This window comes from Nocardia australiensis, from assembly GCF_020733705.1.
Classification (GTDB): Bacteria; Actinomycetota; Actinomycetes; order Mycobacteriales; family Mycobacteriaceae; genus Nocardia; species Nocardia australiensis.
The window spans coordinates 596,380-611,276 of sequence record NZ_JAJFZM010000001.1 but is presented as its reverse complement, the minus strand read 5'-3'; the positions used below and the strand labels follow the sequence as shown (position 1 = coordinate 611,276).

Genomic DNA, 14,897 nt, shown 5'->3' with positions numbered 1-14,897 from the left:
TGACCCACCCGCCTGGCAAGCTCGGGGCTATGCGCAAGCTCTACGTGATCGGTATCGGTGCGGGTGACCCGGACCAGGTGACGGTGCAGGCCATCAAGGCCATGCGGCAGGTCGAGGTGTTCTTCATCATAGGCAAGGGCGCCGAGAAACAGGAACTCGTCGACGTGCGGACCGCCATTCTGGCCGAGCATGTCGATGGCGACTACCGGGTGGTGGAAATCGCCGACCCCCCGCGCGATCGCACGCCCACCGACTATCCGGGCGTAGTCGAGGATTGGCACGATCGCCGCTCGGGTCTACTGGAGGAAGCCTTCGCACGGGTCGATGGGGTCGGCGCGATCCTGGTGTGGGGTGACCCCTCGCTCTACGACAGCACCCTCCGGATCGTCGAGCGGGTGCTCGCGCGTGGCGAGCAGACCTTCGATTACGAGGTGATTCCTGGTGTCACCAGCACTCAAGCCCTGGCAGCCGGGCATCGAACGGTGTTGCACCGCATCGGCGAACCGGTCCACATCACCACCGGACGGCGCCTGCGCGCCGAGGGCCTGGCCCCAGGCTCCACCCTCGTAATGCTCGACGCCGACTGTTCCTTCACCGAAATCCCCGGCGACGACGTCCACATATGGTGGGGCGCCTACCTCGGCATGCCCGACGAAACCCTCATCGAAGGCCCCCTACACGAGGTAGCAGACGAAATCATCCGCCGCCGAACGGAATTGCGCACCGCCAAGGGTTGGATCATGGACATCTACCTCCTTCGCGAGGGCAGCTAGTCCCCGCAGGTCAGAGGGCACGCTCCTTCGTGTTGCGTCGGCTCGAGTCCAGCTGGAAGCGAATAGCAAGATCAGGACCTCCCGCACCGGACGAGTGCGGGAGGGCCGAACCGATGGATTACGGCGAGCTGAACTTCTCACCGGCAACAGCTGCGGTGAACGCATCCCATTCGCCGGGGGTGAACACCAGTGCCGGGCCGTCCGAGTTCTTCGAGTCCCGCACGCCGACGAAGCTGCCGGGCAGGAACGCGACCTCGACGCAGTCTTTACCGCCCGAACTGCGGGTGCTCTTGAACCACCGGGCTTCGGAGAGGTCAACGGACTGCGTTTGAGTCACGCGCAGTCCGCTCATCGAATCGAGTTGCTGGCGATGGTGGTCGTGAAGGCCGTCCACGCATCGTTACCGAATACAAGCGCCGGGCCGCTCGAGTTCTTCGAGTCCCGCACGCCGACCAAGCTGCCGGGCAGGAACGCAACCTCGACACAGTCTTTCGCCGCCGAGCTGCGGGCGCTCTTGAACCAGTGAGCCTTGGAGAGGTCGAGGTCATGATTGTCGCTCATGCGGCATACTCCCTAGCTAGCTGCCGAAGCAGACTTCTGCTGGCGTTCTCATCCAGCGCGGCGCGCTGGATCGCCTGATAAGCCACATGGTAGCGCTCGACATCCCCCTGCTGCGCCAGATACAGGTCACCAGTGAGGTTTTCGAGATAGACAACCGATGGCTCGACGGGCTCCTTTCGTTGGCCTGATCCGAAGTCAGCGATGGTGAACAATCCGATCGGGTCGCCCATAGGGATACCGGCTGAGAACGGCAGCACCAGCAGCGAGATGTTCGGCAGAGTTGACATGTCCGCAAGATGCCGCAGTTGGGCTGCCATCACCCTCCGGCTGCCAACCATCCTGCGTAAGGCGCATTCGAGAAGTACCACGTTCAGCTGCGTCGGCTGGCGTTTGCGGGTAAGAATCCGTCGTCGTCGTTGCTTCAGTTCGACGCGGCGATCGATTTCTGCGCTCGACGCGTCCGGGAAGCCCAGCCGTAGAAGTGCGCGTGTGTAATCCGGAGTCTGTACCAACCCCAGCACTACATCCGGCGCATAAGAAGTCAACCGCCGAGCCGCCGCCTCCAACCCCACGTACACATCGAAATCTTGCGGAATCAACTTCCCGTACTCGTGCCACCAGCACTGACCCGAAGCCTGTTGCGCCAGCCCCAATAGCGCGGCGGTGAGGACCTCATCGGCGTCGTACACGCCGCATAGTTCGCGAATGTCGAGCAGCCGGATGCGGTGGGTCTGCCCGGTCTCCAATCGCTGCAATGTCGTGGTGCCGCGCTCGATCAGCCGCGCGGCCTCCGGCATGGTTATTCCCGCCTGCAACCGCAGATCTCGAAGGTGACGTCCCAGCTGCCGCCGTGGCACCGTGCTTCCTGTATCGCTTCCCGTTTCGGACATGGCCCCTGCCTGGAGTTTTCGGATGTGAATGTGATTCGTACGCGCACGTACCGATAGGCGTGCACGGATTTCGTCCTCGCACTTCGGTGCGATCGGAAGGAAACCCGTGCAGGCGCTGACTTCTCCGCCTGTCGCGTGCTGTGCTGTTGCCGCGCCCGGCCGGAGAGCCGTAGGAACCGAGAAACCTATTGGATCACAACAGATTGCCGCATATCTGTGAATTCGGCCGGGCGCACCGAATTCACTCCGGATGAATCGAGATATCGCATGACCTGCTCGGCCGTCGATGACGAGGCCAAGAGGTGCGAGGTGAGGACCGCCGTGCTGATCGAACCGCTACCGACCAAGAGCGAAGTCCTACGTGCCTGCCGGGGTGTCGAGCACACCGACCATCCACTACTGCGTGTGGCCTATGAACTCACCAGTCTACACGAGCGGAGACTGACTGACGGCGGCCCGGCCACCGAAATCGATAGTCGCCGAGCAGGTTTGGTACGCCAGATTGATCGCTGGGTCTGTTCGCGACTGCCACCCGCGCCCGGCTCGGCCTCGGTGCACACCGAAACGCTCGGCGCGGTGGTGGATCGCCTCGCGAAGTACACCATCACCGCCTACGAGGCCTTGACGAGCGCCTCGGAGCACGACCTCGGAAACGCATGGGAGGCGCTGGCCGAATTGGCCATCGGCTATGAGGATTTGGCGGACGAACTCACTGCCGGACGGCGGCGATTGCCCGGCGGCCCGTGAGAACGACCGCCTTGCACGGACAAATGTAATAACTACAGCGCCGACGATCCCGGCTCCCATTAAAAGGTTGAGATCTTCGATTCCGGCTATCCTGATACACCATTCGCGCCCCGGATTCTCAGGCGCATCCCGAGTTGAGTCGGTACAGGTGGATCTTGCCCGTGAAGTCGTGAACAAATAGCAGCCAGGGGGAATCGCCGCATGCTCGAACGGACTGGTCAACCGCGAACGGCAGCGGCCACCGCCGATCCGACGATTCGGGTCCGCCGTACTTCTCGACGAGGCGTCGGTACTCGCCACTACCTTCAGGTGCGGTGTCGAGACGGCTGTAGGAAACGTCGTCGATCCGTGGTGGTGGTGTCAACATCCAGGTGAGCGAATCGTATCTGGACAGGAAAAACATCCAGTCCAGAATCATGGCACAAACAATCAATGCCATTGCAGAGGCGAGGACCGGTACCCATTTCCTGAAGCGATTAAGAACACTAGTCACCGGGGTAGTCCACCTTGATCATGTGATACGTGAGTGGAAAAGACTCGTCGCTTCCCTGTTGGAGAGACCATGGAACTTGTTTGTTCTCTTTTGAGTGGTAGTCAACGACATCTGCCATTACTGTCTCGCCATTCGGCATCGTAACAGGCTTCTGGCCGACATATATTGCGGTATGATTGATGGTTCCAGCATTGGCGCCGTCATTCAGCTCATATTGAACTATATCGCCAGGCTTCAGGCCTGCGCGACTGAGGGCCAATGGATCAACTGGTGCGGTGGTCGTCGTTATCGACCCGACTTGCGCTTCGGAGCCGCTCGGAGTTCCATCTTTCGGGTTATCGCGAAGCAAGTAGTCATGAAGATTCGGTGCGCCACCCCATGTGTAGGATTTATCGACGCCGGTTCTATCGTCATCGTAATACCAGCGGGCATTGTCATCGCGATGCATTTTTGGCACACCGCCATCGCCCTCGTCCTGAAAACCGCCCGCGCGTAGGCATTGCGAAACAAAGTTCGTGCAGTCGGCTTCTCCGAGGTCTGCATAATCGGGATTTCTTCCCAATGCCCACTGGTTCGCATATTCGACCGCAGCGGCTCTCGCGGGCGAAAGGCCGCTACCGCTAGATTCGATACCAACGCCGTTGACAATGGGTGCCATACGGCGGATTTCGTCGATAGCTTGTTGAATCTTCGGCTTCCAAAATGCGTCCGCTTCGGCGATAGTAGTTGCGTAGCTGACGAGGCTGCCACTCAGGTTTACAGCCTCATCTTCATTTTCCATGTTGTGCACGGTCCACGCTTGGTCGTTGCCGATGAAAACCGGTTCGACTTCGTGCAACTTGACGATCTGCTTGATCTGGTCAACCGAATATTCGATCGCTTGAAACAGTTTCTCGGCTGCAGACTCGAGATCGTAGTAGGCGTTCGCAACGGCACGCATTTCCCGCTGCTCGCGATCAGCCCGATCCTCGGCGGCAGTCCTCGCAGCGCCCGACCAATGAAGATCGTCATGCAAGGCTTTGTGGACATACGCCGATGCCAGGCTGATCTCATCGCCAATTTTCCCTGCGTTCGCCGCGATGTCTTTTAACGGTGTCGGATTCCAAGATGTAACTTGGTCTCGTGTCGGGATCGATTCCACGGGACTCATCGCCCATTTCCCGTATGTGGATCCCCGGAGTTCAGATCACTGAATTTCGCCAGCCGATCGGCGGTATCTGTATCGGTTCCCGTGTATTGGGCGGCCGAAATATTGAGAAGATTGCCGAGTTCTCGCATTCTTGCCTGCATGACCGCCTTCGCCTGGCGGCTCGCGCTGTCGGCGTCAGTGAACAGGCTGGCTGCTCCGAGTCCGCTCAGTTGCGTGACGACATTTGCGCCCCCGAGGCGGGTCCACTCATCGACCTTGTTCGATTCCTTATGCAGTGATGTGGCTGCCGCTCGCAGGCTAGCAGGATCAACCTCCACGAGACCCCTTCTGGTGTTTCCTCGGCGGCAACCGTATCAGACATTGTGGGCTAAATGCAGGTGGCCAGCTGCTCGGGAGCCGGGCGAAGCCATGCAGCGCAACGGGGTTGGCGTCGGATTGATATTCCTCCCCGAATCCGGGCGTGAGCATTCATTCGTATTACTAACCCCTGCGGTGTGGGTCGTGGGCGACTTTCAATGAGGATGAACGCAGGCCGGGCAGTAGGTGCCTGCGTTCGCCGCGCAGTCGATGACCAGTGGTCGGGCTGGGATGGCGCTGCGCGAAGTTGAGGCGCTTGTGTCTGGGGTGTCGGGGTGCGCAGGTAGCCTGGGATGCGTGCCCGAGCTACCCGAGGTGGAGGCGCTGGCGCAGTTCCTGCGGGAGCATGCGGTCGGTGCGGTGGTGGGGCGTGTCGATGTCGGTGCGCTGAGTGCGGTCAAGACCTTCGATCCGCCGGTGACGGCGCTGTCGGGGCGCGATGTCACCGGGGCGGGGCGGTGGGGAAAATTTCTGGGGATGGATTGCGGTGGGCTTTGGCTGATCACGCACCTGTCCCGAGCCGGCTGGCTGCGGTGGATCGACGAGCCGAGTCAGACGCCGCCGAGACCGGGTGGCAAGAGTCCGCTGGCGTTGCGGGTGCATTTCTTCACCGCCGAGGGGATGACGCCCGCCTTCGACCTGACCGAGGCGGGCACCAAGAAACGGCTCGCGATCTACATCGTCGAGGATCCGAAGTCGGTACCGGGTATCGCCCGGCTCGGTCCGGACGCGCTCGAGGTCACCGAGGAGCAGTTCGGCGAGATTCTGCACGGCACTTCGCAGCGCATCAAGACCGCGATCGTCGACCAGGCGCTGCTCGCCGGTATCGGCAACGCCTACTCCGACGAGATACTGCACACCGCAAGGGTTTCGCCGTTCGCCAACACCAAAACCATGTCCGCGCAGACCATCTCGGTCCTCTATGACGCGATGCGCTCGGTCTTGACCGACGCCGTGCAACGCTCGGTCGGCCAGGACGCCGCCCGCCTCAAGGGCGAAAAACGTTCCGGTATGCGGGTGCACGCCCGCACCGGCCTGCCATGCCCGGTCTGCGGTGACACGGTGCGCGAGGTCTCCTACAGCGAGCGCTCGTTCCAGTACTGCCCGACCTGCCAAACCGGCGGCAAGATCCTGGCCGACCGCCGCATGTCGCGACTGCTCAAGTAGGTTCGCGGTCCACGGGGTGACCGCGGACAACGCCGTCCCATCATCCACCGATGGCAGCTACGCGCGGTGCGCCTCCAACAGACGTAGCCAGAACTCGCTCACCGCCGGATAGGCAGGCACTGCGTGCCACAGGGTGGCCAGCGGTACCCGGCCGACTACCGCGACGGTCGCCGCGTGAATCTGCTCGCCGACCTCGGGGCCGACGAAGGTCGCACCGAGCACCGTGTCCGCAGCGGCATCGAGCACCAGTTTCGCGTGGCCGCAGTAGTCATCGCGCGCCAATGACGAACCGGCCACCGCGATATCGACCTCGACGGTCCGGACCGAGTACCCGGCAGCACGCGCCGCCGCCTCGGTGAGCCCGACCGACGCGACCTCCGGTGCGGTGAACACCACCTGCGGAACCTGCCCGTGATCGGCCGTCGCGGCGAATCGTCCCTGCGACAACGGATGTCCCTCGGCCCGCGCGGCAATCACATCCCCGCACACCCTGGCCTGGTATTTGCCCATATGCGTCAGTTCCGCGCGCCCATTCACGTCACCTACCGCGTACAGCCAGTCCCCGTCGACACCTCGAGCCGTCAGTTGGTCGTCCACCTCGACGGTGCCCTCCGGCAACCCGACCGTGTCCAGGCCGAGTCCCGAGGTCGCCGGTCCGCGTCCGGCCGCGACGATGATTTCATCGGCCTCGATCCGCGCGTCATTCGGTTCGACCCGGTCACCGCGCACCTCGACGATCACCGGGCCACCGTGCACGTGCCCCTTGCCGGTGTCCTTCGGGTCCGTGCGTTCTACTCGCGCCGCCGCCGTTGCGAAGCGGATCCGAACGCCCGCCTCGGCTAGTCCGGCCGTCACCCGTTCCCGAGCGAAAGGTTCGCTCTTGCCCAGCACCGCGTTGCCGCGCACCAGCATGGTGACTTCCTCGGCGCCGAGGGCGGCCAGCCAGGTCGCGGCCTCACACGCGACCACACCACCGCCGACGATCACCACCCGCCGGGGAACCTCGTGCAGGTTGGTGGCATCGCGCGAGGTCCACGGCAGTGCGTCGCGCAGACCGGGGACGTCCGGAATATTGGCATGGGTGCCGGTGGCCAGCACCACCGCGTGCCTGGCGCGCAGCATTCGACCGTCGACCTCGACCAGCCGCACGCCGGCCAGGCGGCCCGCACCGCGAATCACGTCGATCCGATTGTCGGTGGCCCACTGCACCTGCGAGCTGTCGTCGTGGTTATCGGTGAAGCTGTCGCGTCTGCGCAGGACCGCCTTGATATCGAGGCCATCGGCGGTGATCCCGGCCATTGCCTTCGCGCCCGAGAGCACATGGCCGGGTCGCAATAGCGCCTTACTCGGCATACACGCCCAGTACGAACATTCGCCGCCGACGAGTTCGCGCTCAACAATCGCGGCGGTGCGCCCGCTATTCGCGATGGCGTATGCGGCGGCGTTTTCCCCGGCTGGCCCGCCACCGATCACGATGACGTCGTACTCGGTGGTGAACGACGGCACTGTCACTGCAGATAGCCCTCGACCTGACGCGGGGAGCTGACCTGTGCGTCGTCCTCCGCAGCGCCGGAATCCTTGCGCGCCCGCCGCTGTCGCAGCAGGTCCCAGCACTGATCGAGCGCCACTTCGAGCTCGGCGAGTTGCTGTCGTTCGGCCACCGGATCGAGCGCTCCGGCCGTCGCCTTCGACCGCAGGTCGTGCTCGCGGTCGACCAAATTCTTGATACGCGTCAGGATGTCCTGTTCGGTCATGCTGACCATGCTACGACCGGCGCAATCACGCACCGGCAATTCTGCGGGTGCCCGACCCTGTCGACCCGGCAAGCCCGGCCGTACGCCCGGTTCCGCCAGCGGCAGGTCGCTCGCAGGTTCCGAATCTCCCCACTCCCGACGACCATTGCCCGTCGGTGGCGGTCCGCCGAGCGCCACGCAATCGCTAGCACTCGGTCAAGCAGTCCCCGGCGACCGTGACGGCGGCGGTCAGGTCGGTCCAGTCGAGTGTGGTGTAGCCGAGGGCGATGCCGAAAGTTGTTGGGGCGCCGAAGTGGTGGCGGGCCAGGCCGTCGAGTGCGACGCCGCGCGCTCGGCCGGTGGCGATGGCGGCTAGTTCGGCTTCGGCCGAGGGGAGTGGGACGACAATGTGCGAACCAGCGTCGTCACCGATAACGTCGAGGCCGCGACGGCGCAACTCGTTGACGACGAGTGCGCGGCGCGGCGGTAGCGCGCGGCGAAGCCGGCGCAGGTGGCGTGCGAGGTCACCGTGCCTGGCGAACTCGACTAATACCTGTTGGCCCGCCGGGCTCGGTCCGGTGCCGGTTCGCTCCCGGTGGGCGAGAACCGCGTCGGCGATTTCAGGGGTCGCGACCAGCCAGCCCGCGCCGAGGGTCGGCGACAGGATCTTGCTTGTGGTTCCGAGGTGGACGACCACGTCCGGTGCCATTGCGGCGAGCAACGGTAAGGGTGCTGTGTCGTAACGCAATTCGCCGTCATAGTCATCTTCGATAACCGGAATGCCCACGCGCCTGGCGAATTCGACGAGCTGGACCCGGCGGTTCGCCGGCATTCGCGCGCCGAGTGGAAACTGATGTGCTGGTGTGCAATACACCGCTTTGATGCCCGATGGCAGCCGATCCACGCACAGCCCTTCGGCGTCGACGGGAACCGGCAGCACCCTGACACCGGCCGCGACGAACGCGCCCGCGGCACGTTGATAGCCGGGATCTTCCATCGCGACAGCGTCACCGGGGCGCAGCAGTGCCGCCGCGAGTTCGCTTACCGCGGAACTGGTTCCGGCGGTGGCGAGGATGGTGGTGTCGCTGGCCGCGCCCAGCCCGCGATGACGCAACAGGTGCTCGGCGATCGCCGAGCGGAACTCCGGCTCGCCACCGCAGTCTTTGCGGGCCATCGGCTGGGTGTCTGAGGCGGCCCGCCAGGCCCGACGCCACGCGGGGCGGTCGATGGCCTCGATGCAGGGCGCACCGGGGCCGAGGTCGAGCAGTTCGGGCGTGTCCGTCGGTCCGGTCAGCGTGCTAGCTCGGGTGGGCGTCGCGGCGGGCGCGGTGGTCAGGTACGTGCCCGACCCACGTTTGCCCGCGATCCAGCCCTCGGCATGCAATTGGTCGTAGGCGGCGGCAACAACCGTGCGGCTGACGCCGAGTCGCTGTGCCAAGGCCCTGGTGGAGGGAAGCCGGTCCGACGCGCGCAGGGCACCCGTGCTCGCCGCGGTGCGCAGGCCCGCCGCGACCTGCGAAGACAGTGGCTGCGCCACATCGCGGTCGAGTACGAGCGGGAGTTCATCGAGCACCGCATCCTCCATAATTGGACTGATGATATTTCAGTGAATTGGCTATTTCATAATGCCACTTTTGAGTTCAGGCTGATGACATGACCAGTTCGATCAATCGGCCACCGCTTTCGCCGACTCCGCGCAGCACCCTGACCCGGATGAAGGAACGGGCCCGGACCGACCGGGCGGACCTGGACGCCGTCCTCGACGCCGGCCTGGTCTGCCATCTCGGTGTCGCGCTCGGCGGCACCCCCGTGGTGATCCCCACCATCTACGGCCGCGACGGCGACACCCTCTACCTGCACGGCTCCACCGGCGCGGGCAGCCTCCGCGCGGCACTGCACGGCGATATCTCCATTGCCGTAACCCTGGTCGACGGCCTCGTCTACGCCCGCTCGGCCATGCACTTCTCCATGAACTACCGCTCGGCGGTGGTACGCGGCCGCGCCGTCGAACTGACCGACCTCGACGACCGGCGGCGCGCGCTGCGCACGATCGTCGAGCACTCCGCGCCGGGCGCATGGGATCGGGTTCGCTCACCGAGCAAAAAGGAATTGGCCGCAACCATAGTGCTTGCCCTCGACCTCACCGAGGCATCGGTGAAGATCAGAGCCGGCGGCCCGAAAGACGACGCGGAAGACATCGAAACCGGCGGCGTATGGGCGGGCGTGCTTCCCATACGTCAGGTGTGGGCCGCGCCCGAGTCCTCGCCGGATCTCGAGCCCGGCATCGAGGTACCCCGAGATGTTCTCGACCGCTCGAACACCGAGCACTGAACAATGCCGTGAATCAGGCCCGGTCCGAAGGGGATTGGGACCGGGCCTGAATCTCCGCTCACGCGGAGACTTGTGGACGGTCGAGTGCCCCGTTCACCGCACCCTACGGCTGCATCCCTGTTGCGCCGCCGTTGGTCTATCGACGATACGGCCGCGCCAGTATCAAGGCAACGAGCCACTCCAGCTCGCTCGGAGCAGGCCGTTCGACTACCACCGGGTGAGCGGGATTTGCCAGCCGGCCATTACCGCGCGGGCGAGAGATTCCAGTGCCGCGGCGGATTCGACGTGGTGGGGGTCCAGGCTGACCAGGGACAGGGTGTAGTCGTCGCCGCTTCGGCACAGGTAGCCCGATAGGCGGGTGCGGGGGAGTCGATCCGAGGTGAGGGCGGGATGGATGGCGCGGGCGGCGACGCCGGTGCAATGGTGCGGGCCGAGCGTTCGCAGGGTGGTGGGTAGGGTTCCGATGTTGGAGCACAGGATGTCTCGTTCGCCCGCGCCTCGGGACAGTTCGTATGCCCAACGGTCCGGTATCAGCTGGAGGATTTCCTCGGGCAGGCCGCCGGGGCTGGACATACGGCGCTCGTAGGCGATTCGGGACTTGTCGCGAATTGTCGCGGCTGTGTCGGTTCGGGTGATGACGATCTCGGTCATCGCGAGGTCATTGTCGACCCTCGGCTCGTCGCGGGTGTCCACCGGGAGGCTGGCCGCGATGGTTTCGTGCGGAAAGCCGCTGTCCCACAATATGGTGGCAATCAGCGAGATGAACAGGCTGTTGGCTGTCGCGCCCTGCGCTTCGGCGGTTCGGTCCCAGTCGGCGACGGAGTATTGCAGGATTGTGCCGTGCATCGGCGAGCGGGGCGCTGTGGGCTCGCCGTCGTATGTCTCATTACTCGACGCGTGTCGGATATGCTGCGAACCCCTGTGTGGCACAACGGAATATTCGTGCGACGCATCGTCGATGCGGTCGTCGCCAGACGGAGTCGAGATGTTTCGTCGGGCTATGCCCTGGCGTATGACGTGCGCGGTACCACGCAACACCGTCGACCACTGGCGGCGGGCATCGGACCAATCCGATATCGGCACTACCGAGTTCGGCCGATCCACAGCCGCGCATCGGCCGCTGAGGGCGTCGTCCACCGCTAGCGCGAGTGCGCGTCCGTCCGCGAGTGCGTGCGAACAGGTAAGGCAGACAACCGATCCGTCGTCGTCCAATGCAGCCGCCGAGAGTCGCCACCCCGGTCCGAACTCCGGATCGAGTTGTCCACCTCGCCCATCGGCCCAGTCGAGCAGGGCGTCGACCGGGATCGGCTCGTCGGTGAAATCGAGCGGCCACGCTCGCGTATTCGGCTGCCAGGCCGGGCGCGCACCGGGAATTCGCGAGCCAACGACCCTGCGCCCCAGCGGGCCCCCGCGTAAAGCGGTGTGTACCTGGTGCAGGAGGTTGGAATCTATGCGATCGGCCGTCCGCCACAATCCCTGTAGTGCGATCGGGGTACCGAGACCGTGGTGAGTGCGCAGGAAGATCTCGTCGACGACGCTGAGGCGCCCGGCGGTGCTGGGCCGTTCGCTGTGTCGTCCCACCGGCTCAGCTACGCGCTCCGTGCCGGCCCGCGCCCGCGGCGAACCGCGCAGCGCCCTCGAGTGCCCCATCGGTAAGGGCGCGCATACCGTGGCGGAACTCGTTGCGAATAGCCGCTGGCTCTTCGAGTCCGTCCTGTTCGAGCATGGACATGCGATCCGAGCGCAAACAGGTCTGTGGCAGCGCGGCAAGTTGCGCGGCGACCTCTTCGGCGACGCGGCGCGAATCACCGGTCGGCACAACGCGATTAACCAATCCCATCTGCAATGCCTCGGGCGCGCTCACGGCGCGGCCGGTGAGCACGAGCTCCATCGCGCGGCCGTGTCCGATAATGCGCGGCAAACGTACGGTGCCGCCATCGATCAGCGGCACCCCCCAGCGGCGACAGAATACGCCGAAGGTGCTGTCCTGCTCGGCAATTCGCAGATCACACCACAGCGCCAGCTCCAGCCCGCCTGCCACCGCGTAACCGGAGACCGCCGCGATCACCGGCTTCGACAACATCATGCGCGTCGGCCCCATTGGGCCATCGCCGTCCTCGGCCGCCCGATTGGAGTTCTCGGTGCCGAGGGATTTGAGGTCCGCCCCCGCGCAGAATGTGCCGCCCGCACCCCACAGCACCGCGACAGACGCGTCGGGATCGGCGTCGAAGGCGCGGAAGGCGTCGGCCAGTGCGGCGGCGGTTGGCCCGTCGACGGCGTTGCGGGCGCCGGGACGGTCCAGGATGACGGTGGTGACTGGTCCGGCGTGTTCGACGCGGATGGCTGGCTCGCTCACGTTCTCGACCATACGACGTAACGGGCCTTGTGGGAAGAAGTGAATATGTGATTCACTTCTTGAGTGGTGTACCGCAAAACCCCCGCCGTGCAGGCCCGTCTCGACGCGCAGTCCGCGCTGATCGTGCAGGCCGCGACGCGGGTCCTGTCCGGGGCGGGCTTTGCCGGGCTGTCCATGGCGGCCGTCGCCGCCGAGGCGGGAGTGGCCACCGGAACGGTGTACCGGCACTTCGATGGCAAATCCGAATTGGTCAGCGCGGTCTTCCGTAAGGTCGTCGCCCATGAGGTAGCGGCGGTCACTGCGGCGGCCGCAGCGCCGGACTCCCGAGGTAGTGCGGTCGAGCGAGTCAGCGCCGCCGTCGAAACCTTCGCTGGACGCGCGCTGAAGAACCCGAAACTCGCCTACGTGCTGCTCGTAGAACCCGTCGACACCGCGGTCGACGCCGAGCGCCTGCATTTCCGGCGCGCCTTCGCCGAAGCCTTCGAATCCGCCATCGCCGACGGGGTCACGCGCGGGGAACTGCCCGGGCAGGACGCGCGGACCAGTGCCGCCGCACTGGTCGGCGCGATCGGCGAGGTCCTGGCCGGGCCGCTGTCCGAGGCGCCGCACGGCGAATCCGTTGTCCCCGAACTCGTTTCCTTCGCGATGCGCGCGCTCGGCGTGCGCGCCGATCAGAGCGCCGCGGGCGCTCGAGAGAATCAGGAGTTGTCCGATGCCGACGCATGAAGTCTTCAACCAGGTCCCGAACATCGTGCCCTTCGACGCGGCACGCAATCCGGCGCTACTGGAGGGCCTGCACCGTGAGGGCGCGGGCTGGGCGGAGCCGGAGGTGCGCGAACTCGGCTTGCTCGCAGGCGGTTTCGCGGCACAGGAGTGGGGCAGGCTGGCCAACGAGTACCCGCCGGTGCTGCGCACCCACGACCGCTACGGCAACCGCGTCGACGAGGTCGAATTCCACCCGCACTGGCACGACCTGATGAATGTCGCTGTCTCCCATGGCCTGCACGGCTCACCCTGGCTCGACGACCGGCCCGGCGCGCACACCGCCCGCGCCGCCAAGTTCTATACCTGGGGCGCCGCAGAGGCCGGGCATATGTGCCCCATCTCGATGACCTATGCGGTGGTGCCCGCGCTGCGGCACAACAAGGACCTCGCCGCGAAGTACGAGCCCCTGCTCGGCTCCCGCAGCTACGATTTCGGCCTGCGCGAACCGTCCACCAAAGCCGGTCTCATCGCGGGCATGTCGATGACCGAAAAGCAGGGCGGATCCGACGTTCGGGCCAACACCACCACCGCGACACCGCAACCCGACGGCTCGTATCGAATCGTCGGGCACAAGTGGTTCACCTCGGCGCCCATGTCGGATATGTTCCTCACCCTGGCGCAAGCGCCCGGCGGACTGTCCTGCTTCCTGCTGCCCCGCGTGCTGCCCGACGACACCCGCAATCCCATCCGAATCCAACGGCTCAAGGACAAGCTGGGCAATAAGTCCAACGCGTCCTCGGAGATCGAATACGAGAACGCCACCGGTTGGCTGGTCGGCGATGAGGGCGCCGGGGTCAAGACCATCATCGAAATGGTCAACATGACCCGCCTGGACTGTGTCATCGGTTCGTCCACCGGTATGCGCGTCGGCGCGGTGAACGCCGTGCATCACGCGCGGCATCGGGAAGTCTTCGGCAAGAAGCTGATCGACCAGCCCGCTATGGCGAATGTGCTGGCGGACTTGGTGATCGAATCCGACGCCGCCACCACGGTGATGATGCGCCTGGCCGGCGCCACCGACCGGGCCGGACAGGATCCGGCCGAGGCGGCGCTGCGCCGAATCGCCTTGGCGGTCACCAAATACTGGGTATGCAAACGCGCCCCCGCCCATGCCGCCGAGGCGCTGGAATGCTTCGGCGGCAACGGATATGCCGAAGAGTCCGGTATGCCGCGGCTCTACCGCGAGGCCCCGCTGATGTCGATCTGGGAAGGCTCCGGCAATGTGGCCGCTCTGGATGCGTTGCGCGCCATGGGACGTCAGCCCGAGACGGTCGAGGCATACCTCAACGAGGTGTCGCTGGCCCGCGGCGAAAACCCGCGCCTCGACGATGCCATCGCCCGCGTCGGCAAGGAACTCTCCGACCTCGGCGATATCGAATATCGTGCCCGCCGCATCGTCGAACTCATGGCGCTGGTCCTCCAGGGTGCGCAGTTGGTCCGCCACGGCCACACCGCGGTCGCCGACGCCTTCTGCGCCACCCGGCTCGGCGACGATTGGGGCATCGCCTTCGGCACCCTGCCTACCGGCGTCGACACCGCGTCGATCATCGAACGCGCCTTCGTCTGACCGCCAC

The 14,897-nt window shown here is 65.2% G+C and carries 17 protein-coding genes; 6 read left to right on the top strand and 11 right to left on the bottom strand.

Annotated features, from left to right (window positions below; genetic code table 11):
• The first annotated feature begins 29 nt into the window (after window positions 1–29).
• A complete protein-coding gene (cobF, locus tag LKE06_RS02910; protein ID WP_227996976.1) occupies window positions 30–773 on the top strand; it encodes a precorrin-6A synthase (deacetylating) in 744 nt (247 codons plus the stop codon).
• Window positions 774–891: 118 nt separating this feature from the next.
• On the opposite strand, the gene LKE06_RS02905 is transcribed toward cobF, so the two are convergent.
• Genes LKE06_RS02905 through LKE06_RS02895 form a run of 3 tightly spaced genes read right to left on the bottom strand, consistent with a single transcriptional unit; the run spans window position 892 to window position 2,224 of the window.
• Window positions 892–1,110: a DUF397 domain-containing protein gene (locus LKE06_RS02905; RefSeq protein ID WP_227996974.1), complete on the bottom strand. Its 219-nt coding sequence runs from the start codon at window positions 1,108–1,110 to the stop codon at window positions 892–894.
• Between the two features lie 11 nt (window positions 1,111–1,121).
• Window positions 1,122–1,334 carry a DUF397 domain-containing protein gene (locus LKE06_RS02900; RefSeq protein ID WP_227996972.1) on the bottom strand — a complete coding sequence of 71 codons (213 nt, stop codon included), beginning with the start codon at window positions 1,332–1,334 and terminating at the stop codon, window positions 1,122–1,124.
• The gene (locus LKE06_RS02895) at window positions 1,331–2,224 is read right to left on the bottom strand and encodes a helix-turn-helix domain-containing protein (RefSeq protein WP_227996971.1); all 894 of its coding nucleotides are present in this window, start codon (window positions 2,222–2,224) and stop codon (window positions 1,331–1,333) included. Before LKE06_RS02895 ends, LKE06_RS02900 begins: the two co-directional genes overlap by 4 nt.
• A gap of 309 nt (window positions 2,225–2,533) precedes the next feature.
• On the opposite strand from LKE06_RS02895, the gene LKE06_RS02890 reads away from it, so the two are divergent.
• Entirely contained in the window at window positions 2,534–2,971 is a 438-nt protein-coding gene (locus LKE06_RS02890) for a DUF4254 domain-containing protein (protein ID WP_227996969.1), read from the top strand.
• Between the two features lie 118 nt (window positions 2,972–3,089).
• Here LKE06_RS02890 and LKE06_RS02885 read toward each other — a convergent pair whose 3' ends face one another.
• From LKE06_RS02885 to LKE06_RS02875, 3 genes are read right to left on the bottom strand one after another with little or no spacing between them, the layout of a single operon-like run.
• Window positions 3,090–3,464, bottom strand: a complete 375-nt coding sequence (locus LKE06_RS02885; protein WP_227996967.1) for a hypothetical protein — start codon at window positions 3,462–3,464, stop codon at window positions 3,090–3,092.
• Entirely contained in the window at window positions 3,457–4,605 is a 1,149-nt protein-coding gene (locus LKE06_RS32850; protein ID WP_227996965.1) for an amidase domain-containing protein, read from the bottom strand. Before LKE06_RS32850 ends, LKE06_RS02885 begins: the two co-directional genes overlap by 8 nt.
• Window positions 4,606–4,610: 5 nt before the next feature.
• Window positions 4,611–4,931: a type VII secretion target gene (locus tag LKE06_RS02875; RefSeq protein ID WP_227996963.1), complete on the bottom strand. Its 321-nt coding sequence runs from the start codon at window positions 4,929–4,931 to the stop codon at window positions 4,611–4,613.
• Window positions 4,932–5,268: 337 nt separating this feature from the next.
• On the opposite strand from LKE06_RS02875, the gene LKE06_RS02870 reads away from it, so the two are divergent.
• A complete protein-coding gene (locus tag LKE06_RS02870) occupies window positions 5,269–6,138 on the top strand; it encodes an Fpg/Nei family DNA glycosylase (protein ID WP_227996961.1) in 870 nt (289 codons plus the stop codon).
• Window positions 6,139–6,195: 57 nt separating this feature from the next.
• Here the strand turns inward: LKE06_RS02870 and LKE06_RS02865 are convergent, their stop codons facing one another.
• The 3 genes from LKE06_RS02865 to pdxR all read right to left on the bottom strand — a co-directional run bounded on the left by LKE06_RS02865 (window position 6,196) and on the right by pdxR (window position 9,444).
• On the bottom strand, window positions 6,196–7,650 hold the full coding sequence (locus LKE06_RS02865; RefSeq protein WP_227996959.1) for a dihydrolipoyl dehydrogenase family protein: 1,455 nt from the start codon (window positions 7,648–7,650) through the stop codon (window positions 6,196–6,198).
• Entirely contained in the window at window positions 7,647–7,892 is a 246-nt protein-coding gene (locus tag LKE06_RS02860) for a DUF2630 family protein (RefSeq protein ID WP_227996957.1), read from the bottom strand. Before LKE06_RS02860 ends, LKE06_RS02865 begins: the two co-directional genes overlap by 4 nt.
• A gap of 184 nt (window positions 7,893–8,076) precedes the next feature.
• A complete protein-coding gene (gene pdxR, locus LKE06_RS02855) occupies window positions 8,077–9,444 on the bottom strand; it encodes a MocR-like pyridoxine biosynthesis transcription factor PdxR (protein WP_227996956.1) in 1,368 nt (455 codons plus the stop codon).
• A gap of 80 nt (window positions 9,445–9,524) precedes the next feature.
• Here pdxR and LKE06_RS02850 point away from each other — a divergent pair, with 80 nt between their 5' ends.
• On the top strand, window positions 9,525–10,202 hold the full coding sequence (locus LKE06_RS02850; protein WP_227996954.1) for a pyridoxamine 5'-phosphate oxidase family protein: 678 nt from the start codon (window positions 9,525–9,527) through the stop codon (window positions 10,200–10,202).
• Between the two features lie 207 nt (window positions 10,203–10,409).
• On the opposite strand, the gene LKE06_RS02845 is transcribed toward LKE06_RS02850, so the two are convergent.
• Complete coding sequence (locus tag LKE06_RS02845) at window positions 10,410–11,783, bottom strand: hypothetical protein (RefSeq protein ID WP_227996952.1); 1,374 nt, start codon at window positions 11,781–11,783, stop codon at window positions 10,410–10,412.
• Window positions 11,784–11,787: 4 nt separating this feature from the next.
• Window positions 11,788–12,558 carry a crotonase/enoyl-CoA hydratase family protein gene (locus LKE06_RS02840; protein ID WP_372477276.1) on the bottom strand — a complete coding sequence of 257 codons (771 nt, stop codon included), beginning with the start codon at window positions 12,556–12,558 and terminating at the stop codon, window positions 11,788–11,790.
• Window positions 12,559–12,621: 63 nt separating this feature from the next.
• Between LKE06_RS02840 and LKE06_RS02835 the strand changes: the two genes are divergently transcribed.
• Both LKE06_RS02835 and LKE06_RS02830 read left to right on the top strand, forming a co-directional pair.
• Entirely contained in the window at window positions 12,622–13,284 is a 663-nt protein-coding gene (locus tag LKE06_RS02835; RefSeq protein WP_227996948.1) for a TetR/AcrR family transcriptional regulator, read from the top strand.
• Window positions 13,271–14,890, top strand: a complete 1,620-nt coding sequence (locus tag LKE06_RS02830; protein ID WP_227996946.1) for an acyl-CoA dehydrogenase family protein — start codon at window positions 13,271–13,273, stop codon at window positions 14,888–14,890. The genes LKE06_RS02835 and LKE06_RS02830 overlap by 14 nt, the downstream gene beginning before the upstream one ends.
• Window positions 14,891–14,897 lie beyond the last annotated feature (7 nt).